Below are 24,261 nucleotides of genomic sequence, written 5' to 3'. Positions count from 1 at the left end.
ATCGTTAATGATGTTTAGGACATCAGTTGTTTGGCTTCGTTGTTGATGAGTGTCGACACAATGTTTTGCAAGGATACATGTTCATCATGCGACAACAACTGCACAATCTTTTTACTTAGGTCAACACCTGTTGCTTGTGCTGGCAATGTTGATGCAAGTTCGTTGATGATAAAAATATTCTGCTCTTTCAGATTCTTTACGCCATCCCATGCAGCTGCAGAAACATATAATTGTTGACTCACATTATATTCAAATTCTGTTTTGATCGACTGAATCATCAAGTTCTGCAGTTCAGTTGCAGAGAGTTGATTCACAGGTAAACGTCCAAGTAAATTATTGAGACCGATCCGTTCGCATAAAATGGTCATGCGTTCGTAGGCTTGCAATTGTAAGCGCAACATTTCAGGATTTGCTGCAGATGTTCTGCGTGGTTGTGGCGGTGCCGTTGCTTGTTGTTCTCTTACCACCTGTTCTTGTAATGCGGCCTGGCGTTGTTCTTCAATTAATTCTTTTTTGCCTTTCACCCGCAGGTAGTAGGCCAAGGCAATAAAAACGAGGATAGCAGCACCAAATACGTAATAATAAATTGTGTCCATAAAGGTTGAGTTGAAGCAAAAATAGGTTTTTGCAGTTGAAAACAAAGGACATAGAAGCTTTGCACACCAAAGGCATTAACTGCGTAAATTTGCAGTAAATAGATTTGTATGGAAACAATCAGCATAGCACCAGTTACATTCACTGCAACTGCAATGCAGGAATTAAAACGATTAGCTGCGCAACAACCAGAAGGTAAATATTTACGTGTTGGAGCAAAGGGTGGCGGTTGCTCAGGCCTGAGTTATGTACTTGAGTTTGACGAGAAAAAAGAAAACGATGAAGTTTTTGAAATAGATGGTCTTACCTGTATCATGGAGAAGAGTCATGGTATGTACCTCTATGGTATGCAGATCGATTGGGACAATGGGTTAAATAACCGGGGTTTTACTTTTAGTAATCCCAACGCCAGTAAAACCTGTGGTTGCGGTACCAGTTTTGCCGTGTAATCAAAACGAATTTCAGATCTTACTATTTCAACTCCCGGCAGGGAGTTTTTTGTACCCAATACACGGTATTGAAAAAAGAAATAAATTGCTGTAACTAGCATAAAAAAGTTTTAATGAAAAAAATATTCATTCCCTTATTCGTACTTGCGCTTGTAACGGGCAGCGATAGTTTGGCGCAGAAGAAAAAATCAGCAGCTGTATCAGGTTTAATTGGTAATGAATCAACACAAGATGAAAAGACCAGTGGCAACAAAGAGCTCAAAATTATTTCCGCAGAAAAAGTAATGGACATGACCATTCCTGCCGGTGGTGCTAATGGTGCTTCGGTTGCTTACAATCCAAAGGAAAAATTATACTATGCCGCACAGGCTGGTAATGGCGAATTCCCCTTGGTGATTTTTAATGCAAACGGAAAAGTAGTTTCAGAAGAAGGTCAGAAGACGTTGATTGATGTGCGTGGCCTTTGGTATAACCCCAAAACAAAGCAACTGGAGGGAAATGGTTATAATGAATTCGGATGGTTTTCATACGATTTGAATAAAGATGGCATTCCTGAAAAACTTAAAATGAAAAAGGAAGGGCTTTATCAACCCGATCAAAACAGTGCTGGTGTATTAAACACAGAAGATAACGAAGTGCTGTTTCTTGATGGACTGAATATAGTTTGCTATTCTACTGAAGGAACAGATAAACGAAAGTCCATTCAAGTACATTTTGGTGCAATGAATGCAAACGATGCAACTACATTATCGGTTAGTGATTTTGAGCAGACGTATAATACACGCTCCATTGTTTACACAGGAACAAAGGGCGCTGAAATTGGTTTGTTGAACGTGGCAAAGAAGCAAGTGGAGTTGTATGATATTAAGAGCGGCTATATGAGCCAGATCGTTAAGTTGCCTGCTAAGTTTGAAGTGGAAACTTATTTTAATTTCTCTTATTCAAATGGCATCTATTGGTTGTTTGATAAGCAGAGTCGTCAATGGAATGGATATAGATAAGTTGTAAGTTGATTTAGTTTTATAAAAGAAGAACCCCGATCAATTGATCGGGGTTCTTTTATGGAATGTGTTCTGAAATTATTAGCTGATAGAATGTCTTGCTTTAGCTAGTGTTTTATCCTTTTCAGGTTCACCCAAAGGTTTGTCTTTTGCAAAATCCATAAGGATAGGAGCAGCAACAAACACAGATGAATAAACACCGGTAATAACACCAATCAACATTGCAAAGGCAAAACCTCTTGTTACCTCACCACCAAAGATGAAGAGCGCCAACAAGGTTAAGAATACCGTTAATGAAGTCATTACTGTACGGGCCAATGTATCATTGATGGCTTTGTTAAGGATAACACCTTTAGGCTGGCCAAACATTTTTGCACTGTATTCACGCACACGGTCAAATACTACAACCGTATCGTTCATAGAGAAACCAATTACAGTCAGGATCGCTGCAATAAAGTGCTGATCGATCTCTAACGGGAACGGAACAATATTGCGGAGGAACGAGAATACAATTAATGTTACCAATACGTCGTGCAACAATGCCACGATAGTACCAACTGAATAGCGCCAGTCACGGAAGCGGATAAAGATGTAAAGTGTAATTACCAACAAACCAAGAATGGTTGCCCATAATGCACCTTTCTTCAAATCATCCGAAATGGTAGGCTGTACTGTTTGTGAACTTTGTTTGAAACCTGTTTTAAACTGCTCGTAGCTTGTACCAGCAGGCAAGAATGTTTTTAAACCTTCAAACAATTTTGTTTCAACCTGCGCATCCACGTCCTGGCCAGGTTGTTCAATCATGTAATCAGTTGTAATATTCAATTGACGTGGAGTTCCAACTGTTTTAATGATCGGGTATTTGCCAAACACTTTATTTAACTCATCTGCAACTTCCTCATTCTTCATTTCACGATCGAACTTAACAGTGTAGCTACGACCACCACGGAATTCAACACCATAATCAAAACCATTGATCAAAGTACCAATACCCAACAATAACACAACGCCGGAGATCATATAAGTTACTTTGCGGAACTCAATGAATTTATAAGCAGCGTGTGCAAAGATGCGTTTTGAAACTGCAGTGAAATATTCGAAGTGACGTTTCTTGTTCGTCCACATGTCAGTGATAAGTCTTGATACCAGGATGCCGCAGAACAAGCTCAACAAAATACCAATGATCTGTGTTGTTGCGAAACCTTTTACAGGACCTAAACCAAAGTATAATAGAATAAACGAAGTCAACAGGGTAGTGATGTGACCATCAAGTACAGGAGCCAATGAACGCCTGTAACCGTCTTCCACAGCCACCTGGTAACTCTTGCCTTTCGTTAACTCCTCTTTAATACGTTCAAAGATGATTACGTTGGTATCAACCGCCATACCAATGGTAAGAACCAAGCCGGCAATACCAGCAGCAGTTAACGTTGCACCAAACGCACTTAAAATACCAACAGTAAACAAGAGGTTTAAGATAAGTGCAATATTAGCGATCCATCCACCGGTGTTATAATACACCAACATGAGAATGAAGATGATCACGAATGAAATAATAAACGATAATGAACCACCTTTTACTGCTTCAGCGCCAAGTGTTGGTCCTACAACTTGTTCCTGAACAATTTTAGCAGGAGCAGGAAGTTTACCTGTACGTAATACACTTGAAAGATCCTGTGCTTCCTGGATAGTGAAGTTTCCGCTGATTTGGGAAACACCGCCGCTGATAGCACCGTTGTTTACACCCGGGGCAGAATATACATAGTTATCAAGTGCAATTGCAATTGCATATTTACCATTGAATGCATCGCCTGTCATTTTTTCCCAAATACCTGCGCCTCGGCTATTCATTTCCATTTGCACCTGAACTTCGTTGTTACGTTGATCAAAGTCCTGGCGTGCATCGGTAATAAATTCACCTGTGAGTTTTGGTTGATCAGAACCTGCTACCGTTTTAATGACGTAGATCGGCAACATGCTTTCGCCACTCTTATTCTTAGCTTCAGCTTTTGCGCCATACATGAAACGCATTGTTGCAGGGATAGAATTTTTTACAACATCGAGATTCGCATATTTCGAGAACAATGCCGTATCTGAAATACGGACCATACCAATCATGGCAGAACCATCGGGTTGGTTTGGTGCAAAGAGAGAAGTAAACGGATTGCTGTTTGCACCTCCGGTTACAGTTGTATCAACTTTTGGCACTCCTGATGTATCGGTTGAAGTTGTATCAGTTGTAGCACCATTCAGGTAAGCTTTTACTTTCTGATCTATCTGGGTAATGCTTTGTGCTACTACAGGATCAGCATTAGAATAGGTATCCCAGAATTCAAGGTTTGCAGTTGCCTGTAAGAATTTACGAACACGTTCAGGATCGTCGATACCAGCAAGTTCAACATTGATGATTCCTTTGTTTTCATCAAAGCTGATATTAGGCTGAGCCACACCAAATTGATCGATACGTGCAGTTAAGCGATCGTATGTTCTTTTAATGGCATCTCTTGCTTCAACACGAATGGCATCTGCCACTGTGCTGTTATCATCACCTATCTTAATCGATTTATTTTTTCCACCGGCAAAAAGAGGAGCAAGTCTTCCGTTAGAAGAAGCAGTTTTGTATGCGTCGAGAAACAGGGAAACAAAATCAGCATCGCTGTTTCTTTTCAATTCAATTGCTTGTGTTAAAGCTTTGTTGAGCGTTACATCTTTTGGATTGTTACTCATTGAACGGATCAAACCATCCAAACCAACTTCAAGCGTTACGTTCATACCACCCTGCAGATCCAAACCAAGGTTCAGTTCCTGTTCAATTGCTTTTTGATAAGTGAGTTTTGGATAAAGAACAGGAACATCAAGTAATTCCTTTTCTTTCAGGCTGTCGATATACCTGCGGTAGACAGCATTGGTTGCAGAGTCTTTCGTTTCTTTAGATGCAGTTCCGAAATTGTTCTTGACAAATTTCTCAGCTCTGGCTTTTTGTTTACGCTCAAAATTGTTGACGATCCAAGTGAAGCTTAATTGCCAAATGGAAATCAGGATGAGCATAATTGCAAAAAACCTTACCAAACCTTTCAGTGCCATAGTAGATTAATAATTTGGGTTCTTATTTTTTAAGGAGGGCAAAGATAGGGGTTTCGTTTCGAAAGCGAACAGGCCCCAAATCACTGTTATCCACTATTCTAAAGCATTTTACGGTTGGGGTTTATACCTTATTTTTGGCCATGTTCAAACCTGTCATTTTTGCCAGTTTCAGCTTTGCACTGTTGCTCATATTGAACGGCTGTAAACCTGCTAAAACAGTGGTTGCCAACGAAAATTTTCTTGAAAACCTGATGCAACAGCATCCGAAACAGTTTACTAAGGTGCTTGCCAACCGTGATTCCATGCGGGTAAAGATCATGTACACCCGTATCGACAGGGACAAAAACAACCTCCCCCGTTTTACCGATTATAGCTTTAACCTGAAACCCGGTGATTATTTCTACCCGGCGTCAACAGTAAAAATGCCGGTGGCTTTCCTGGCTTTGGAAAAACTAAAAAAGCTGGGTCTAAATCGTTCGGCCACCATGATCACCGAAAAAGGAGTGGATGGACTGACAGCTATTTATAACGACCCTACTTCAATCGATGGGCGACCAACTGCAGAGCATTACATTAAAAAGATATTTTTAGTTAGCGACAATGATGCAAATAACCGTTTGTATGAATTTTTAGGTCAGCAGTATTTGCACGACCAACTTAAAACCAAAGGTTATCCGGATGTGCAGATCATTCGTCGTTTGGCGATCAGCATGCCGGAAGAACTTCATCGCACAACTAATCCCGTAAGCTTTCGTGATAGTACCGGTAAAATAATGTTTGAGCAACCATTGTTGAAAAGCAATTACAACTACATCACCAGGAATGATTTTCTTGGCAAAGGTTATCTCGATGAGAAAGATCAACTGGTGAATGCTGCAATGGATTTCAGCCGGAAGAACCGGGTTTATTTGCAGGACCTGCACAATATCTTACGCAGTGTATTGTTTCCTGAAGCTGTTGCTGAGGAGAAACGTTTCAATTTAAACGAAGGCGATTATCGTTTTCTTTACCAATACATGAGTCAGCTGCCAGGTGAAACAAAGTTTCCCGAATATGATACCTCTGTGTTTTATGATGCATATTGTAAGTTCCTGTTATTTGGAACGCAGAAACATAAACCGCTGCCAAAACATATCCGCATTTTTAACAAAGTCGGTTGGTCATACGGATTCTTAACGGACGTAGCTTACATTGTTGATTTTGAAAAGAACATTGAGTTTATGTTGAGTGCAACAATATATTGCAATGAAGATGGCATACTAAACGATGATAAATATGATTACGATTCGGTAGGGTTACCATTTCTTGAAAATCTTGGTAAGCTTATTTATGACGAAGAAGTAAAACGTAAACGAAAATATCAACCCGATCTTTCGAAATTTAAATTGAGCTACGATAAATAAATTTGAAGCGTTGTGAACTTTAAGTGTATGAAGTATAATCGTGTTATTTTAGTTAGCCTTTTTTGCATAACCTGTATTTTTCAATCCTGCAAAAAAGATCCCGTGAAAGGAATACAAATGCAGGTGAATGTTGTTCACGCATCAGCAGGGGCGGGCAGTGTTGATCTGTTGCAAAACCTTCGTTCGGTTGGTACATTTAATTACCTGACTGGTTTAACCACATCCGCCAATTATGTGAATGTTGATAGCGGCTTTAATAATTATCGCTTGCAAGTTGGTTCGGTTCAGTTTGCCAATTGGTTTTTCAATAATTCTGCCAACCGGTTTTCTTTTTTCCTGTTTGATACTGCAACAGCAGATAAGCTCAAATACTTTTTTGTGGAAGATAAACTTGACACAACAGGTTTAGGAAAGCAATCAAAAATCCGGCTGGTGCAGTTAAGTCCTGATGCTGATTCGCTGCGATTGCTTACAAATCGCCCATCCAACATAGCACAGGATTCTGTTGTTATTGGTTCAACAGCTTACGCTGGTAAACTCCGCCAAACTGATCTGCTTTCTTCAGGTGCATTTCAAAATTTTTACGCCGATTCTCTTGTGAACATAAAAATATTGTCGACTGCAAACAATCGGATTGTGCTGCAATATCAATTTCAATTTGCGAAGGGTGGCATTTATTCGCTTGTAACGAAAGGCTACCTCGCTAAATCAAATGCAGATTCGCTTTCTCTTTTAATTATCAAACATAACTAACAAGCAATAGCCGCAGATGCGGTAAATTGCGGCGAACAATTAATTAATTCAGTAATAGCACATGAAACTTTCTTCCCTGTTAAGCAGGTTCAGTGAACCCGAAACGTTGAAAATGGCGAAGCTCGGCCGAGAATTAAGAGCACAAGGAATAGATGTAATTGATTTAAGTTTAGGTGAACCCGATTTCGATACACCTGAACATATTAAGATTTCAGCTAAGAAGGCGGTTGATGAAAACTACAGTCACTATACGCCAGTACCCGGTTACCTGGACGCACGTGAAGCAGTTTGTGTAAAGTTGAAACGGGATAACAATCTTGATTATAAACCTGAGAATATTGTATTGTCAACTGGTGCTAAACAAAGTCTGGCAAACATCATTCTTGCAACAGTTGACCAGGGCGATGAAGTAATTATTCCAGCACCGTTTTGGGTTACGTATTCTGAATTGGTAAAGATTGCCGGCGGTGTGCCTGTTATTCTTACCACCACAATGGAAAAGAAATACAAGATCACAGGTGCTGAGTTGGAAGCAGCGATCACTCCAAAAACAAAAGTGTTCCTGTTTTCATCACCTTGTAATCCGTCTGGCTCTGTTTATAGTTACGATGAGTTGAAAAGTCTTGCGGATGTATTTGCAAAGCATCCTGAAATTTTCATTATCTCAGATGAGATTTATGAATACATCAATTTTGTTGGCAAGCACGAAAGCATTGCACAGTTCGATGCAATAAAAGATCAGGTGATTATTGTAAACGGATTGAGTAAAGGTTATGCAATGACGGGTTACCGTCTGGGTTATATTGCGGCAAATGTTGATGTAGCAAAAGGTTGCGAAAAATTACAGGGTCAGTTTACAAGTGGTACAAATGCTGTTACCCAACGTGCAACAATTGATGCGTTGGTGGGTGATCAAACGCCAACACAGGAAATGACCAAAGAATTCGAACGCAGGAAAAAACGGGTGATGCAGCTCGTTAGCGAAGTTCCCGGTTGGAAATTAGCTGAGCCTGATGGTGCGTTTTATGTGTTCCCTCAAGTAAGCGCTTACTTTGGCAAAAGCGATGGAACCAATACAATCAATGATGCTGATGATCTTTGTATGTACCTGTTGAATGTTGCACATGTGTCTACAGTTACAGGTCGTGCATTTGGTACTCCCGATTGTATCCGTTTATCGTTTGCCAACAGTCTTCCAAAAATTGAAGAAGCTTACAGAAGAATTAAAGAAGCATTAGGGAAGTTGAAATAAATTTTAAAACGATATAAAGAAAAAGGGAGCAACTGCTCCCTTTTTCTTTATTGTTAATGAACAAAGACCCATTGTGCTGAATAAGTGACTCCTGAGACTGTCATTGAATAGTCTAATGAAAGTTTATTGCTGCTTAATTCAACAATAGTAAAGATTTGCCCATCAATGGAGAATTTTGTTTCGCTATCGATCAAAGCCCAGGTACCGTTATCTATCACTTGTGGATCACTAGAGTTACACTTGGTTGGGCCTTCATTATATTCATAATCGTTATTTGTTTTAAACACGTATCGGTCATCGAGATTGCAAGCCGGTTCACCCGCTAACTCATCGGTCCAATTAGTGGCTGGGCTGATTTTGGTTCTAAATTCAGAAACCCGCCAATCTTTTTCTGTGATCAACTGAGTCTTCGATTTCTGATCATTCTTTTTCTTACAGGAATTTGCGGCAAATAAAACCAGCAAAAGGAAGGGGAGAAGCTTTACTGTTGATCTTAACATGGTATTGTTTTTTGGTTATACCACAAGCTACAATAAAAAGGAGCAAAAAACGAATTAATAAGATTCTGATTCGTTCGGGAAATCACCACTCTTTACATCTGTGATATACTGCTGAATGGCACCGTTGATTTGCTCATGAAGGTTCAGGTATTGACGTAAAAATCTCGGCTTGAATTCGGTGTTAATTCCTAGCATATCATGCATTACCAGTACTTGGCCATCGCAATAATTTCCTGCGCCAATACCGATGGTTGGTACATGCAGGCTTTCAGAAACTTCCTTTGCTAACTGTGCCGGTATTTTTTCCAGCACCATGGCAAAGCAACCAACTTCCTGCAAAAGCAAAGCATCTTTCTTTAACTTATTTGCTTCTTCTTCTTCTTTTGCACGAACGGTGTAAGTTCCGAACTTATAAATTGATTGCGGCGTTAATCCCAAATGTCCCATAACCGGAATACCGGCATTTACAATTCGCCTGATCGATTCCAGCGCTTCTTCACCACCTTCCAGCTTTATAGCATGCGCTCCCGTTTCTTTCATAATTCGGATGGCAGAAGCTAAAGCTATATCTGAATTAGACTGATAAGTTCCAAACGGTAGATCAACCACCACCAAACAACGACTAATACCTCTTAACACAGATTGTGCATGGTAGATCATCTGGTCAAGTGTGATGGGTAACGTTGTTTCATGCCCCGCCATTACATTGCTGGCACTGTCGCCAACAAGTATCACATCAATACCAGCTGCATCAAATAATTTACCAAATGAAAAATCATAAGCGGTGATCATAGAGATCTTTTCGCTTTTCGATTTCATCTTTTGAAGCGTATTGGTGGTAATGCGTTTTACTTCCTTGTTTACTGACATGGGACGATAGAATTTTAAGTTGGGAGTCGAAGTTACAATACCAGCGTTGAAGGATTGAGTTTTTTATTCTTCACTTCATCGTACAGCATATGCACCAGTCCATCGGCTAAACCAATTTTTGGTACAAATATTTCTTCTATATCGGCCCACCGCATCACGTTAATGTAAATCTGGATGGCTGGCAGAATTACATCGGCACGGTCTTCACGCAACTTGTATTGTTTCATTCGATCCTCCAATGAAAAACTGCTTAATTCTTTATGGTAATCACGTAACAGTTCAAGTGTAAGCGGCTTGCCTTCTTTTCGTTTTGATAAAGAAAATACTTTGTTAATGTTGCCGCCCGATCCAATGGCAATGATATCGCTTTTTCCTTTGGTGCCAAGCTTTATAAAATCTTTCATTTCGTTCCATTGCGATTCGGCAACCTGGCCTTTCAGCAATCGGATTGTTCCAATGTTAAACGATTCTTTAAACACCAGTTTACCAGCTGTAAAAAACGTGAGCTCAGTACTGCCGCCACCAACATCAATATACAGGTAGGAGTGATTTTTGTCGAGGTTTTCGGCTATATGATTTTCGTATATAAAAGACGCTTCTTCATCACCGCTAATAACACGTATTTCAATACCTGTTTCCATTTTTACTTTGCGGATAATGTCTTCTGCATTTTTTGCATCACGCATGGCCGATGTAGCACATGCTTTTAAATACTTTACTTCGTAAATACTTAAGAGATGTTTATACGCTTTAATAGTTTCAACAACCTTATTGATCTTGGTTTTCGAAATATCGCCTGTTTCAAATACATCAAAGCCTAAACGTAATGGCACACGTACCAGATTGAGTTTATTGAACAGAGGCATCCCTCTCTCATTTTCCTCCACTTCGGTAATGAGTAGTCTTGCTGCGTTACTTCCTATATCAATTGCGGCCAGTTTCAAGTTGCTTCGGAATTTTTTGATGTAGGAAATTATAGATCTCCACCTGCGAACGCACCGTTTTTCCTCTACGTTTTACATATGCGTTCTGCAAATGGTTATCAAGTATCCTCGCTTTTACATTATCTTTTAACTGGATGTTGATGCATTCCTTCAATTCCTGTTGAATGGCTTTGTTGGTAATTTCTACTGCCGCTTCAATTCGATGATCAAGATTGCGTATCATCCAGTCAGCCGAAGATAAATAAACTTTCTCTTTGCCATTATTGTGAAATATCAACACTCGGCTGTGTTCTAAATATTGATCAACAATACTGATGGCATATGGTTTTATTTTGAATTTGTTGCTTTCGGTAAGCATGCAGAAAATGCCACGGATAATGAGTTTTATTTCAACACCAGCTTTCGCTGCATCGTATAATTTGGCAATGAATTGTTCATCGCTAAAACTATTCATTTTTAAAATAATGGAAGCGGGTAAACCTTTCTGAGCATTTTTGATTTCATTATCGATATGATGGAGAAACTGTCTGCGCATTCCTGTTGGACAAACCACCAATGTTTTGCATTGACGCAGATATTTTAGTCGACTTAATACCGGAAGTTCCAGGTAAGTAAAGATGCGGTTGATATCGGCCATGATCTTACGGTTAGATGTAAGCAAACAATGATCGCCGTAAACCCTCGACGTATTTTCATTTAAGTTACCCGTGCTTACAAAACCATATTGAATGGTTCTGTTGTTCACACGTTTTTTAATGACGCAAAGTTTTGCATGCACCTTCATATTGGGCACACCCAGTAAAACACGTACTCCTTCTTCTTCCAGTTTTTCTTTCCATTCAAGATTGGCTTCTTCATCAAAACGTGCACGAAGCTCAAGCATAACTGTGACGGCTTTTCCATTCCGGGCTGCATTCACCAACGCATTAATGATCTTAGAATTTTCTGCTAACCTGTAAGCCGTAATCTTGATTTCTTTTACATCCGGATCCATGGCCGCTTCACGCATTAATTCAATTACCACATCAAATGAATGATAAGGGAAATGCATTAGCAAGTCCTGGCGAATAATTTCATCCGTTACACGAATCGTTTGTCGTAACACCGGGTGCGGAAATGGTTTTTTGCGTTCATGTTTCACAGAGAAAACATCACTTGGGAAATCCATAAAGTGACGAAAGTTATGGATACGTCCGCCGGGAATAATGTTATCTCTTCTTGACAGATTCAATCGACGGATAAGATATTCAAGCAAACCAGCATCAATCTCTTTGTCATAAATAAAACGTACAGGTTTTGCTTTGCGACGATTCTTTAATCCTTTTTCAATTTTTTGAATAAGTGAAGTGCTCACATCGGCATCAAGATCTATTTCTGCATCCTTTGTTACTTTAATGATATGAGCGCTGTATTCATCAAAACCCATGAATGAAAATATTTTGGGTAAACAATGACGAATAACATCTTCCATTAAAATGATATGGTGCTGACCTGCTGCCGTAGGAAGTTTTACAAACCGGCGTTTGTACTTAGCCGGAATTTCGATCAACGCATATTTCTTTTTGTACGCATTGGCCTGATTACTCATCACAACTGCGAGGTATAAAGACCGCTCACGCAGGTAGGGGATTTGCGGGCTGCTTTCAATCATCAAAGGAATCACTTCCTGCCGCACTTCTTCATCAAAAAAAGTCTCTACATATTTTTTTTGTTCCCGGCTTAATTGCTTTTCAGTAATGAGAAATATCTTTTCTTTCTTTAATTCCTGCTGCACCTGGTTCCAGATGCGGTTGAATTCGTTTTGTTGCTGCAACACCACATCTTGTATTTGCTCAAGAATGAGTTGCGGATTTTTTTCCATGTGCATCTTACTCTTGGCTTTATCGCCAAACTCGGCCATGCGTTTGAGCGTAGCCACACGCACACGAAAAAACTCATCTAAGTTGTTGGAAAAAATGCCGAGAAAACGTACCCGTTCCCGGAGTGGAACCGAAGGATCATTTGCTTCCTGCAGCACTCTCGCATTGAAAGATAACCAGCTGATATCACGAACAATCGTCTTGCGTTTTTCTGATGCCATAACTATCGGGAATACTTACCCTAAAATTAAGAAGGCGTGAACAGTTGTAAGATTAAGTTTTTGTATCTGTTCCAGTGGCACTTTGGACGGACAAATATTTAATCCTAAAGACAGTTAGATGTTTACTCTTACAAGAAAACAATAAAATTTGTTTTTCTATTCGTATTCTTTACTTTTCATCCTAAACCCAAAATTTAATAAGTATGAATTTTATTGAAGCTGTAAAAAGTGTATTGACCAAGTATGCTGATTTTAATGGAAGAGCACGTCGAAGTGAGTATTGGTGGTTTTTCCTGTTCAATGTGATTTTAAGTATTGTAGCAGGAGTCGTTGATGAGTCAACCGATCCTGGTGGTTTAGGAGTTGTTGGGATGGTAATTTCCCTGGGATTGCTTATTCCCGGTATTGCAGTGGCTGTAAGACGAATCCATGATGTTGGAAAGAGTGGTTGGTTTGTTCTCATCCCGATTTATAATTTGATTCTGGTTTGTACAAATGGCGATGCCGGTACCAATGAATACGGACCAGATCCTAAAATGCATCCGTTAGAAGACGACATAAACGCAATTGGTCAAAATTAAATTGATTACTTGTTTAAATTAGAAAGACCCGTCACTAACAGCGACGGGTCTTTTAGTTATTATAACTCTGCCGGATTTAAAGTTTAAGAATTAGTTCTCCAAGTTTTGTTGATGATAAACCAGGTACTAGGGGAATAATTTCAACCTTACCTCCATTGCCCATTACTTCTTTGGCGCCAACAATAGTATCAACTGTATAATCACCGCCTTTCACAAGTACATCGGGCATAACAGAAGTAATCAATTCGTAAGGGGTGTCTTCATCAAACAAAACAACAGCATCAACCATTACCAATGAAGCAAGAAGCAAAGCACGGTTCTCTTCATTATTAACCGGACGGTTTTCTCCTTTTAAACGCTTGGTGGAACCATCACTGTTTAAACCTACAACCAGCACATCAGCAAACGAAGCCGCCTGCGCCAGTGAATGTATATGACCAGCATGCAGAATATCGAAACAGCCATTGGTGAAAGCGATCTTTTTATCAAACTTCCGCCAACGCATCAGTTCCTGCTGCAAATGATGAGCGTCAAGTATTTTCTGTTGAATGTGTTTGGTTGCTTTCATTACGTTTACGATTAATAACTGGTAAAAGAATAAAGCAGATCAATCCGCCTAATAAGATCACAAGAGTTTGAGCGATCCACAAAATCCACCCAAAAGTAAAACCGGTAATTTGGGAAAGACCATACAACATTAATATTTCCTGTACAATAAACTGGTAAGCGCCAATGCCACCTTGTGTAGCAATCATACCAATACTACCAAATGATAAAATGGAAAATGCTTCTCTTGTACCGAGATGAGAAACTTCTTCCATGGCATAAAAACCAACACGGCTGCTAAGGAAATATAAAGTCCAGATAAGAATTGTATGAAGAAGAAACAAGCGACGTTGTTTAATAAAACGCACACTGTTTAAACCATGCCAAATGCCCTTGATCACATTTTTGATACGATCGATAATACGGATGTGCGCAAAGCGGGTGAGTATCCAGTAACAAACAAGGATAAACGAAATGGTTATACCAATCACCATTCCTAAACGAAGCCAGGAAAAATCATCGCCTTTGCCTTTAAATATGCTTTGCAACATATCCAATGCGTAGTTACCCACAGTATCGATTTGCAAAAGAATTGTGATGACAAAAGCTGTGATGAGACAAACAAGATCAATGGCACGTTCAGCTACAATGGTGCCAACAAGTTTATCGGGGGCAACTTTTTCGTAACGGGCAAGTAGCGTACATTTTAATACTTCACCCAAACGGGGGAAAGCAAGATTGGCAAGGTAACCGATCATCACTGCATTGAACACATTAAAAGTTCCGGGTTTGTAACCAAGCGGTTCCATCAATATTTTCCATCGCAGGGCACGCACATAATGACTAAGAAGCAGCATCGCAAAAACCGGAACAAAAAGCCAGTAATTGGCTTGCTGCAAAGAAAGTTTTATCTGAGCCCAACCTTTTTCATCAATACCACGGGCCATCCACCAAACAAGAAACAATCCAAGCCCGAGGAAAAATAAAAACTGTACAGCGAGGATGATTCTTTTCTTCAGCATAAAGTAGTGGCCTGTCTAAAGTTTATTTGATTCTTTTGGAAACACAACCCATGGTTTGAAACTTTTGGCTTCATCAAAATGCATGGTGGCGTAAGATATGATAATTACCACATCTCCAACAGAACCTTGTCGTGCAGCAGGACCGTTCAAACAACAAACGCCGCTTCCACGTTTACCTTTTATAAGATAAGTTTCCAAACGGTTGCCATTATTTACATTCACAACCTGGATCTTTTCATATTCAATCATGTTGGCTGCATCCATCAGATCCTCATCTAACGTAAGACTGCCTACATAGTGAAGGTTGGCTTCTGTAATAGTTAATCGATGAATCTTCGACTTTAAAACTTCAATTTCCATTTGGCAAAGTTATAAGGAAAGTTTTTAATGGTTTTATCATGCAGTTAACTGCATGTTATCAATCAGGCGCACTTCGCCTAAGTAGGCTGCTATTAACGCAACAAGCGAATCTGTTCCATTCCAATTTTCAACGATCTGCAATGTTTGCGCATGTGCTATTTCTGTATAATCAACTTTAAATCCTTTTGATGAGAGAAATTCTTTTGCTCGTTCTTTTATCTTCAACAAATTCCCCGGCTTCAATTGCTTTTTCATTTCTTTCAATGTTTGAGAAATGGCGACTGCTGTTTGCCTGTCTTCCTTTGTCAAACGCATATTGCGGCTGCTCATGGCTAAGCCATCGGTTTCACGAAGGGTAGGCGCTATATGAAGTTTGGTAAAAATTTTCTCCGCTTGAATAAGGTGGTTGATGACCATGCATTGCTGGTAATCTTTCTGGCCCATAAATAAATGATCAGCATTTACAATCGTCAACAGCAGTTTCATCACCTGGTAAACGCCTTGAAAATGCCCAGGCCTGAATTTGCCTTCCAGCACGGTTTCTAAAAAGCCCAGATCGTAATGAGGTCGCTCAACTGTTCCAGCGGGGTAAATCTCTTTAACTGATGGCAGAAAAAGCACATCCACACCAGCCTTCAACAACAATTCAACGTCGGTACTAATGGTAACCGGGTATTTTTCAAAATCCTTCGGATCGTTAAACTGGGTGGGATTTACAAAAATGCTGCAGATTGTAAGGTCGGTCGCTTTTTTACTTTGGTCGACAAGTGATAAATGGCCCTGATGCAATGCTCCCATGGTGGGAACAAAGCCGGTTGATAAACCTTTGCTTTTTTGCTGACCGAGATATTTCTGTAGCTGCTTAACTGTATGAAAAATGAGCATGAACGTTGTTTTTTGTGGGCAAAACTTGCTAAATACAAGCCTTTTGCCTAAAATCCATTACCTTTGCACACCTTATTTAACAGGTAACGATTCTTTAACAATCAGTAATGGTAGCAGCAAAGAAAAGAATTTTATTTATTGCCAGTGAAATGTCGCCTTATCTGGAAGAAACAGATTTTTCTTCTATTGTCAATCAACTGGCGATCAAAGCAAATGATAGTGGTTTCGAAATCCGTTGTATTATGCCCCGCTTCGGTGTCATTAATGAGCGTCGCCACCGCTTACACGAAGTAGTTAGGCTCAGCGGTATCAACGTTTCTGTTGATAATGATGATTACCCACTTCAAATCAAAGTTGCTTCTTTACCCAACGCCCGTTTGCAGGTTTATTTCCTTGAGAACGAAGATTTTTTCAAACGCAAATTCATTTATCATGATGAAAATGAAAAGTGGTTTGATGATAATGACCTTCGTACCATCTTTTTCTGCAAAGGCGCATTGGAAACTGTAAAGAAATTCGGCTGGCCTCCGGACATTATTCATTGCAGCGGCTGGATGACAGGTTTAATTCCAATGTATTTGCAAACTGCTTATAAAAAAGAGCCGGTTTTCGGTAACAGCAAACTCATCTACACTGTTGGTCAAAATACATTTAAAGAGAAACTTGGTGCTAAGTTTTTAAAGCTGGCAAATATTCATGCAAGCATTAAGGATAAAGATCTTGAACCTTATAAGGATGTAAACAACACGGCTATGTTCCGTGGTGGCGCAACTTATGCTGATGCAATTACATTTGGTGCTGAAAAGGTTGATAAAAAATTATTGGAAGAGTTCAATAAAGTGCGTGGAAAGAAAGTGTTGCCTTTTAAACCAGACGGTGATTTAACAGACTATTTACAACTATATACCGACCTTTCGTCGAAATAATATTGTCATCATTCTATGAGTTTTCTCACACCGGAAATGCGCAGAAAAAGTTCCTTTTTAGTTGTTTCTGTATTTATTTTATTTTTTATCAGCAGTTGTACAAAGTTAGAACGTACAACTTTAGGAGGTGACTTGTTACCCGGTACTGATCGTTTGGTAACTGACACGATGATGCTTCCGGTTGTAACTACAAATTATTTTGAGGTTGATTCGAGTTATATATCTAAAGCTGATCAGCATCTTTTAGGTTTTGTAAACGATCCGATGTTTGGTACAACAACTGCGTCGATGTATTTGCAGTTACTCCCAACACTTTACCCTTTTACTTACGCCGTTTCAAAAGACAGTTTGTTTCTTGATTCATGTGTACTTTCGTTGGCTTATGCCGGTACTTATGGCGATACGTCGGCCGTTTCAAAAGTAAATGTGTATAAGATCACAGATCCTACTTTTAAATCGAACAGAGTATATCGCATTACAGAAGCGCCTAATTTTTCTACAGGTGATTTTTTGGGAACTGCTTCTGTTACCACCAGCGACATCAGGAGACCATATCGTGCAGCTTATAAAGCCGACAGCGTCATTAATCAATTACGTATTCGTTTGAGCGATGCATTTGGCCGTTTATTATTGGATCAGGATAATGTCAACGGAGCGTTTAAAAACGATACAACATTCAAAAATTTCCTGAACGGTTTTGCTATTGTTGCCGACTCCTTAACAAGTGGGAATGTGATCAACTATTTTCAGCTTACAGGTGAAACAACAAGATTGAATCTTTATTACCGCCAACGTAACCGTGAAGGAAAAGACGATACAACTGTTGCCCGTTTTACGTTTGTGAACGATACCATCCGTAGTGCTAATGCAAACAAAATTCATCGCAATTATGCGGGCAGCACTGCTCAACCTGTAATTAATGCAGGAACGCCAAGCAGCCTTGTATACGTACAGGCAGCGCCGGGTACAGCAGTTCGTGTTTCAATTCCCGGACTTGATACTTTAAATAATCGTCCATACATCATTCACCGTGCTGAGTTAGTTGCTCAGCAGGTTTACCAGGGGCCATTAAATATTGAGAATATGTTTGTGCCGCCTTTTCTGCACATGTCAAGTTTCTCAAGTACTGGTGCTGTAGAACCGATTCCTTTCGATCAGCAATATTACATGACTCCGGCAAATACATTAAATCTGCAATCCGATACGATGTTCACGATGGATTTTGATTATACAGGCGGAGGAACCAATTTTGTGCGTGATGCAGCCAATAACCTTATTGCTGAATACCGCATGAACATGACCAGCTATCTTCAGAACCTGGTCAATAACAAAGCAACAAAAAGAGATTTCAAATTATCAGCTCCATACATCGTTCACTTCACTGCTAAAAAAGCCAGTGCCAGCTATCTTAATCCTTTAGCTTACGGTCGTGTGCAACTCGGCGGGGGATCGCATCCTACACAAAAAATGTATGTGCGCATCTATTACTCAAAGCAGTAAGTTTTGAATTGTTTCACAGCTTATCTTTGCGCCTTTCCGAACTTAAAATAACGGAACATCTAAACTCATTACTATGCCTTATTTATTTACATCTGAATCAGTTTCTGAAGGTCATCCTGATAAAGTTGCAGACCAGATCAGTGATGCATTAATTGATAATTTTCTTGCGTTCGATGCACAAAGTAAAGTTGCATGCGAAACATTGGTTACTACCGGCCAGGTTGTTTTAGCTGGCGAGGTTAAGTCGAAAGCTTATCTTGATGTACAGGAGATTGCCCGTGGTGTAATTAAGAAGATCGGTTATACTAAGAGTGAATATATGTTCGAAGCTAATTCATGTGGTGTGCTAAGTGCCATTCATGAACAAAGTGCGGACATTAACCAGGGTGTTGACCGCAAGAAAAAAGAAGAACAAGGTGCAGGTGACCAAGGGATGATGTTTGGTTATGCAAGTAACGAAACAGAACATTATATGCCATTGGCGTTGGATCTTGCTCACAACCTGCTGATTGAATTGGCAGCTATCCGTCGTGAGAAGAATTCGAAAATGCCTTACCTGCGTCCTGATGCTAAGAGCCAGGTAACATTGGAATATGATGATAACAACCGCCCTGTTCGTATCGATGCGATCGTTATCTCTACTCAGCACGATGATTTTGATGCTGAGGCAAAAATGTTAGCGAAGATCAAAGCTGATGTGATCAACATTTTGATCCCACGCATCAAATCAAAATATAAGAAATATGCTAAGTTGTTTAACAGCGATATTAAATACCATATCAACCCAACAGGTAAGTTCGTAATTGGCGGACCTCACGGTGATACTGGTTTAACCGGTCGTAAGATCATTGTTGATACTTATGGTGGTAAAGGTGCACACGGTGGTGGTGCGTTCAGCGGTAAAGATCCTTCTAAGGTAGATCGTTCTGCTGCTTATGCAACACGTCACATTGCAAAGAACCTTGTTGCTGCTGGTTTGTGTGATGAAGTGTTGGTACAGGTTTCTTATGCCATTGGTGTAGCAAAACCAACTTCTATTAACGTAAATACTCACGGAACTGCAAAAGTTGAATTGAGCGATGGTGAAATTGCAAAGATCGTTGAAGGTATCTTTGATATGCGTCCTTACTTCATTGAGCAACGTTTGAAATTGCGTAACCCTATATACAGCGAAACTGCTGCTTATGGTCACATGGGTCGTGTTCCTGAAGTGGTTGAAAAAAGTTTCAAGAGCCCCGATGGTAAAGTGAAGAAAGTAAAAGTTGAATTGTTTACCTGGGAGAAATTAGATTATGTATCGAAAGTGAAGAAAGCTTTCGGTTTAAAATAACCCAAACAAAACCATCAATGTGGTTCAACCCATAAACCGAAAGGTTTGTGGGTTTCTTTTTTATGTTTCTTTGCAACGTGAAACAGTTTCGTCAAAAACAGCAGCAGCATCGTCCAAAAAAATCCTCATTGGTTATCGGCCGCATTCCCGTGCTTGAAGCATTACAGGAAGGCAAGCAACTCGACCGTATCTACATGCAAGGCAATTTGCATGGCGATGTTGCAGAAGAGATACAAAAGCTTGCGTTTAAACAACAGGTGCCCGTAAACAAAGTGCCTGCTGAAAAACTAAACAGCTTTAACGTGGGCGATCACCAGGGAGTGGTTGCACAGCTATCGAAAATTCGTTACCAGGATCTGCAACAGGTTATTGATTGGGTGGTGAGCAAAGGCGAAGTGCCGATGTTTGTTATTCTAGATGGCGTTACTGATATCCGGAACATTGGTGGTATTGCACGCACTGCTTTGTGTTGTGGGGCACAGGCACTCATTATTCCTGATAAAGGAGTAGGAGCGTTAAATGAAGATGCTATTCTTACAAGTGCTGGTGCATTAGAATTGATTGCTGTTTGCCGAGTAAACAGTTTAATGAAAGCTGTAGATGATCTTCACTTAAACGGCATTCGTGTATTCGCCAGTGAAATGACAGCGAAGACAAATATTTATGATTGCGATTTCAAAGAACCCTGCGCCATTGTAATGGGTGGTGAAGAGAAAGGTGTGTTTCCCGGCTTAATGAAGATCTGTGATGAAACTTTCAAAATCCCCATGAAAGGAGATTTTGAAAGTTTGAATGTAGGTGTAGCAACGGCCATGATTTTGTATGAAGCAATGAAGCAAAGGGGCTAGTATCAAAAATCTATCTGGTAACTCAACACCGGAACAATGCCCGACTGTTGTTTGAATGTCCATTGATTAGTTGTTGGGTCATATCTTCTGCCTAACGGATCAATATTCTTTTGTGCAAACAGGTTTTGAATATCGAGTGCCAACTGCCAGCTGATCTTCTTTTTATCTTTTCTTAAAGAGATACGTCCATCGGTTCTGAAGTATGCACGTGTATATTCAGAGAAAGGCCTTGTCTCATCTAACACGGGTTGCCTTGAATTATTCTGCACAGCAGCAAGAGGAGAGAGAGGAACGCCACCATTGTACAACATCTTCCAGCCAACCTGTAATACTTTGTTTTTCTTCAGTTGCCATTCTTTTGCACCAACGAATGAACCGCTGGTACGTGAATTAAAACGTGTGTTGTATTCTTTTCCATTAAGTGCCGAATATTTCGAATCGAATACAGAGAAAGATGCGATCATGAATAATCCTTTCGAAAAGAACTTTTCGAGCGAAAGATCAAGGCCCGTATTCGTTCCTTTTCCTTTACTTACTAAAGCTTCATTTGCGTAGCCTTCCATTTCATTCAGTATCCAGAATGTGCGGTTCACATCATTCGCAACGGGTACCTGGAACAACTGCTGGTGGTAAGCTTCTGCATGAAAGCGCCATTTGTTACCCAGCAACTGATCATAAGCAATGATGTAGTGATGCGACCGCATCATCTTCAGATCCTTGTTTGGAAACGAACCGCCTCCATGATAGAAATAAGAACCAAGCGGAAGCAATTTGCTATGTAATCCGTAGGCGAGTGTGACATTGCTTTTTGCTGAAAAGCGATACTGCATCGAAAGTCTTGGGTCAACAACAAACTGTTTGTTGAGCGCAAAATACATGCTGTGCACACCGGGATTAATGTGTAAACGACTCGAAGGTTTTATACCAAATTGTAGATATGGTTGCAGCAGCCAACTGTTTCCCTCTCCTGCAATAACATTCGGCTTATAACTATTGCTTCCGTAATTCCATTCACCTTTATTGAATTCATAATTCAGTAAGTTAACGTATACGCCGGTTTTCATATTCACCACATTATTCATTTTTAAATTGTATGAAGTAGTGAATGAAACACGGCTGTTGTTATACAATTCATCGTTCACTTTTGTAGGCTCTTGCCGTGTGGTTAGCGTATCATCAACCCAGGTAACTTTTTGCGCCATTACAGCCAGCGATGTTTTCAAAAAAGATTTGCTGTTGAGTTTTATTGTTTGGCCAACACCTACGGCACCCATCCATGTGCGGCTGTCGTAAATTGCATAATCATCATATTGTTTCCATTGTGCTGTATCTTCAACAGCAAGAAAAGTTTCTTTGCTATAGCCGCCCATTCCCCAAACATTTGTTTGAACCGTATTCTTTTTATTGTTGAAGGCAACATTGAATGATACATCAGTGAATTTGTTCCGTTCACGTTCATCAACAAGGTTTAATCCAAACGCATTCAGGATATCAAGAAATGAATAACGATAGTTTACGAGGTAGGAGCTTCTTCCTTTTTGAATGGGCCCTTCGGTTGAAAACTCCAGACCGATCATACCTGCTTTAAATGTGTGTTCTGCTTTTTGCTGGTTACCTTTCCGAAAGCGTACATCAAATGCACCGCTCAACACATCACCATATTCAGCAGCTAAGGCACCGGTATAAAAATCGGAGTTATCCAACACGCTCAAACTAAAAATAGTAATGCCTCCGCCACTGCTTCCCCTACGTGCAAAGTGATTTGGGTTTGGTATATCTAACCCTTCAAGGCGCCAGTTCATAACTACAGGATTGTTTCCACGAATGATGATGTCGTTGCGGCTATCCCTGCTCGGCTGCACACCCGGAAAACCCATGGCCATGCGGCCGGGATCATTGGCACTTGCTGTAAACCGTTGTGTTTCTTCAGCAGAAAAAGAACGTCCACTTGCCAATGCATATTTATTCACAGGTAATTTTGGATTTCGTATGCCCGTGATCGTTATCTGTCCAAGGCTTTTCTTTTCTTCAATAAGCATGATCTGCATTTCCTGTTCTTTCGCAGAATTGAGAATAAAATAATCGGATAAATAAACCTGGTATCCCACAAAACTTACCTGCACACGCTGACGACCAACCGGAATTTTTGTAAGAATAAAATTGCCTGATGAGTCGGTGACAGTTGAAAATTGACTTTCGGCAATGGTGATGGTTGCGCCTTTAACCGGTGATTGTGATTCAGCATCAACCACACGACCCCGAATGTTTTGTGTGGGCGTTATAACTTGTGCTTTTACTTCTGTCTTTAACCATACTGCGGCAACAATGAATAAATGTGAAAGTCGCATTGTGATTTTGGTTTGTTGGTGATAGTATTGGCGTTTCGGTTAATAAAAGAATTCAAAAAGTACGGGAAAAGTGAGCTTCAGTTGGTCGGTGCGTATTGGGCGTTTCAGTAAACGTACAAAAATCCATGTCCAGAAACAGGCATATCGTTTTGGTTTTTTTGAAACCGGGAGAGCGTTCACTACCCCGGTTTCTTTACGCTCTTGCTCTTCAAGAATGTATTTGTAATCGCCTTTGTATGGGTTGAAATTGTGTTCCATTGATAGTAGTGATTTTGTGATTCTAGTTTCCAATTATCCAACCGATCTTGAAGGAGTAATAGTTGAATTTCATTGATAAATCACCTGCATCTTTTCCGGGTGTGAGGTTCAAAAGACCAACGTTGTAATTTGCCGAAAAGAACAAACCGTTTTTCATTGTAAAGCCAGCCAACATATTTGCACCAATATCGAACGGACGCATATCATCTTCTTCGGAATTGCCGAATTCAATTTTGCGATCAACGGGCTGTTCACCAGTAACGTCAATTTTAGTTCTTCCGTTCAACGCTAAAGTGAATGTTGGCCCTGCACCAACAAAGAAATTTCCATTTTTGGCGTTCGTATTATAAAGCAATGGCAAACCTAATTCAAGACAATTTGCTCTAGCCCATACATTGAACCTATATGTTTCACCACCCCAGTCGTCGTACGTATCTGAATCTTTCGAACCTTTTTGAATAAAATTGATGCCGGGATTAAAAGAGAAATGTTTTCCAACAGGTATTGCAGCAAATACTCCAATGTTTAAACCAGTTATAGGATCATAAGTTTCCTTTTCATTTTCTTCTTTATAATTTGAAATTCCATATGAAACTGCTAACCCGGCATTAAAGCCAACTTTTGTTTGAGCATATGCTTGACTCACACTGAATACCATAACTGCGATGTAGAAAAACTTTTTCATTGTTTTGGTTTTTGATTGTCAGGAATAAGTGAGAATGGTTGC

General features: G+C 39.9%; 23 protein-coding genes. 10 read left to right on the top strand and 13 right to left on the bottom strand.

What is annotated here, in order from left to right; translation table 11 throughout:
* Positions 1-14 precede the first annotated feature (14 nt).
* On the bottom strand, positions 15-596 hold the full coding sequence (locus ACO1QW_RS03885) for a DUF7935 family protein (protein WP_486255873.1): 582 nt from the start codon (positions 594-596) through the stop codon (positions 15-17).
* Between the two features lie 108 nt (positions 597-704).
* Here ACO1QW_RS03885 and ACO1QW_RS03880 point away from each other — a divergent pair, with 108 nt between their 5' ends.
* Complete coding sequence (locus ACO1QW_RS03880; RefSeq protein ID WP_486255871.1) at positions 705-1,043, top strand: HesB/IscA family protein; 339 nt, start codon at positions 705-707, stop codon at positions 1,041-1,043.
* A gap of 113 nt (positions 1,044-1,156) precedes the next feature.
* Entirely contained in the window at positions 1,157-2,044 is an 888-nt protein-coding gene (locus ACO1QW_RS03875; protein ID WP_486255869.1) for a hypothetical protein, read from the top strand.
* An 81-nt stretch (positions 2,045-2,125) separates the two neighbouring features.
* On the opposite strand, the gene secDF is transcribed toward ACO1QW_RS03875, so the two are convergent.
* On the bottom strand, positions 2,126-5,128 hold the full coding sequence (gene secDF, locus ACO1QW_RS03870) for a protein translocase subunit SecDF (protein WP_486255867.1): 3,003 nt from the start codon (positions 5,126-5,128) through the stop codon (positions 2,126-2,128).
* A 140-nt stretch (positions 5,129-5,268) separates the two neighbouring features.
* Here secDF and ACO1QW_RS03865 point away from each other — a divergent pair, with 140 nt between their 5' ends.
* From ACO1QW_RS03865 to ACO1QW_RS03855, 3 genes are all read left to right on the top strand, one after another.
* The gene (locus tag ACO1QW_RS03865) at positions 5,269-6,531 is read left to right on the top strand and encodes a serine hydrolase (protein WP_486255865.1); all 1,263 of its coding nucleotides are present in this window, start codon (positions 5,269-5,271) and stop codon (positions 6,529-6,531) included.
* A 102-nt stretch (positions 6,532-6,633) separates the two neighbouring features.
* Entirely contained in the window at positions 6,634-7,284 is a 651-nt protein-coding gene (locus tag ACO1QW_RS03860) for a DUF4397 domain-containing protein (RefSeq protein ID WP_486255863.1), read from the top strand.
* Positions 7,285-7,345: 61 nt separating this feature from the next.
* Positions 7,346-8,536: a pyridoxal phosphate-dependent aminotransferase gene (locus ACO1QW_RS03855; RefSeq protein ID WP_486255861.1), complete on the top strand. Its 1,191-nt coding sequence runs from the start codon at positions 7,346-7,348 to the stop codon at positions 8,534-8,536.
* Between the two features lie 53 nt (positions 8,537-8,589).
* On the opposite strand, the gene ACO1QW_RS03850 is transcribed toward ACO1QW_RS03855, so the two are convergent.
* Genes ACO1QW_RS03850 through ppk1 form a run of 4 tightly spaced genes read right to left on the bottom strand, consistent with a single transcriptional unit; the run spans position 8,590 to position 12,930 of the window.
* Complete coding sequence (locus ACO1QW_RS03850) at positions 8,590-9,036, bottom strand: lipocalin family protein (RefSeq protein ID WP_486255859.1); 447 nt, start codon at positions 9,034-9,036, stop codon at positions 8,590-8,592.
* 54 nt (positions 9,037-9,090) lie between these two features.
* Complete coding sequence (gene panB / locus ACO1QW_RS03845) at positions 9,091-9,906, bottom strand: 3-methyl-2-oxobutanoate hydroxymethyltransferase (RefSeq protein WP_486255857.1); 816 nt, start codon at positions 9,904-9,906, stop codon at positions 9,091-9,093.
* Positions 9,907-9,938: 32 nt separating this feature from the next.
* The gene (locus ACO1QW_RS03840) at positions 9,939-10,850 is read right to left on the bottom strand and encodes a Ppx/GppA phosphatase family protein (protein WP_486255855.1); all 912 of its coding nucleotides are present in this window, start codon (positions 10,848-10,850) and stop codon (positions 9,939-9,941) included.
* On the bottom strand, positions 10,831-12,930 hold the full coding sequence (ppk1, locus tag ACO1QW_RS03835; protein WP_486255853.1) for a polyphosphate kinase 1: 2,100 nt from the start codon (positions 12,928-12,930) through the stop codon (positions 10,831-10,833). Before ppk1 ends, ACO1QW_RS03840 begins: the two co-directional genes overlap by 20 nt.
* Before the next feature lie 203 nt (positions 12,931-13,133).
* Here ppk1 and ACO1QW_RS03830 point away from each other — a divergent pair, with 203 nt between their 5' ends.
* Positions 13,134-13,511: a DUF805 domain-containing protein gene (locus ACO1QW_RS03830; RefSeq protein ID WP_486255851.1), complete on the top strand. Its 378-nt coding sequence runs from the start codon at positions 13,134-13,136 to the stop codon at positions 13,509-13,511.
* A 76-nt stretch (positions 13,512-13,587) separates the two neighbouring features.
* Here ACO1QW_RS03830 and rfaE2 read toward each other — a convergent pair whose 3' ends face one another.
* The 4 genes from rfaE2 to panC are packed head-to-tail and all read right to left on the bottom strand — an operon-like array spanning position 13,588 to position 16,324.
* Positions 13,588-14,079: a D-glycero-beta-D-manno-heptose 1-phosphate adenylyltransferase gene (rfaE2, locus tag ACO1QW_RS03825; protein ID WP_486255849.1), complete on the bottom strand. Its 492-nt coding sequence runs from the start codon at positions 14,077-14,079 to the stop codon at positions 13,588-13,590.
* On the bottom strand, positions 14,042-15,079 hold the full coding sequence (locus tag ACO1QW_RS03820) for a lysylphosphatidylglycerol synthase transmembrane domain-containing protein (protein ID WP_486255847.1): 1,038 nt from the start codon (positions 15,077-15,079) through the stop codon (positions 14,042-14,044). The genes rfaE2 and ACO1QW_RS03820 overlap by 38 nt, the downstream gene beginning before the upstream one ends.
* A 15-nt stretch (positions 15,080-15,094) precedes the next feature.
* Complete coding sequence (gene panD, locus ACO1QW_RS03815; protein WP_486255845.1) at positions 15,095-15,439, bottom strand: aspartate 1-decarboxylase; 345 nt, start codon at positions 15,437-15,439, stop codon at positions 15,095-15,097.
* Between the two features lie 36 nt (positions 15,440-15,475).
* Complete coding sequence (gene panC / locus ACO1QW_RS03810; RefSeq protein ID WP_486255843.1) at positions 15,476-16,324, bottom strand: pantoate--beta-alanine ligase; 849 nt, start codon at positions 16,322-16,324, stop codon at positions 15,476-15,478.
* A 107-nt stretch (positions 16,325-16,431) separates the two neighbouring features.
* Between panC and ACO1QW_RS03805 the strand changes: the two genes are divergently transcribed.
* From ACO1QW_RS03805 to rlmB, 4 genes are all read left to right on the top strand, one after another.
* The gene (locus ACO1QW_RS03805) at positions 16,432-17,250 is read left to right on the top strand and encodes a glycogen/starch synthase (RefSeq protein ID WP_486255842.1); all 819 of its coding nucleotides are present in this window, start codon (positions 16,432-16,434) and stop codon (positions 17,248-17,250) included.
* Between the two features lie 15 nt (positions 17,251-17,265).
* Entirely contained in the window at positions 17,266-18,750 is a 1,485-nt protein-coding gene (locus ACO1QW_RS03800; protein WP_486255840.1) for a DUF4270 family protein, read from the top strand.
* 73 nt (positions 18,751-18,823) lie between these two features.
* Positions 18,824-20,080 carry a methionine adenosyltransferase gene (gene metK / locus ACO1QW_RS03795; RefSeq protein ID WP_486255839.1) on the top strand — a complete coding sequence of 419 codons (1,257 nt, stop codon included), beginning with the start codon at positions 18,824-18,826 and terminating at the stop codon, positions 20,078-20,080.
* A gap of 77 nt (positions 20,081-20,157) precedes the next feature.
* Entirely contained in the window at positions 20,158-20,928 is a 771-nt protein-coding gene (rlmB, locus tag ACO1QW_RS03790; protein ID WP_486255837.1) for a 23S rRNA (guanosine(2251)-2'-O)-methyltransferase RlmB, read from the top strand.
* Between the two features lie 2 nt (positions 20,929-20,930).
* Here the strand turns inward: rlmB and ACO1QW_RS03785 are convergent, their stop codons facing one another.
* Genes ACO1QW_RS03785 through ACO1QW_RS03775 form a run of 3 tightly spaced genes read right to left on the bottom strand, consistent with a single transcriptional unit; the run spans position 20,931 to position 24,219 of the window.
* Positions 20,931-23,276: a carboxypeptidase-like regulatory domain-containing protein gene (locus ACO1QW_RS03785; RefSeq protein WP_486255835.1), complete on the bottom strand. Its 2,346-nt coding sequence runs from the start codon at positions 23,274-23,276 to the stop codon at positions 20,931-20,933.
* Between the two features lie 39 nt (positions 23,277-23,315).
* Entirely contained in the window at positions 23,316-23,534 is a 219-nt protein-coding gene (locus tag ACO1QW_RS03780) for a hypothetical protein (protein ID WP_486255833.1), read from the bottom strand.
* Between the two features lie 22 nt (positions 23,535-23,556).
* Positions 23,557-24,219 (bottom strand): porin family protein, encoded by a 663-nt coding sequence (locus tag ACO1QW_RS03775; RefSeq protein WP_486255831.1) that lies wholly within the window; start codon positions 24,217-24,219, stop codon positions 23,557-23,559.
* Positions 24,220-24,261: the final 42 nt, after the last annotated feature.

The sequence above is a fragment of the Lacibacter sp. genome, assembly GCF_057361365.1.
This window is presented reverse-complemented; position numbering and strand designations above follow the sequence as displayed.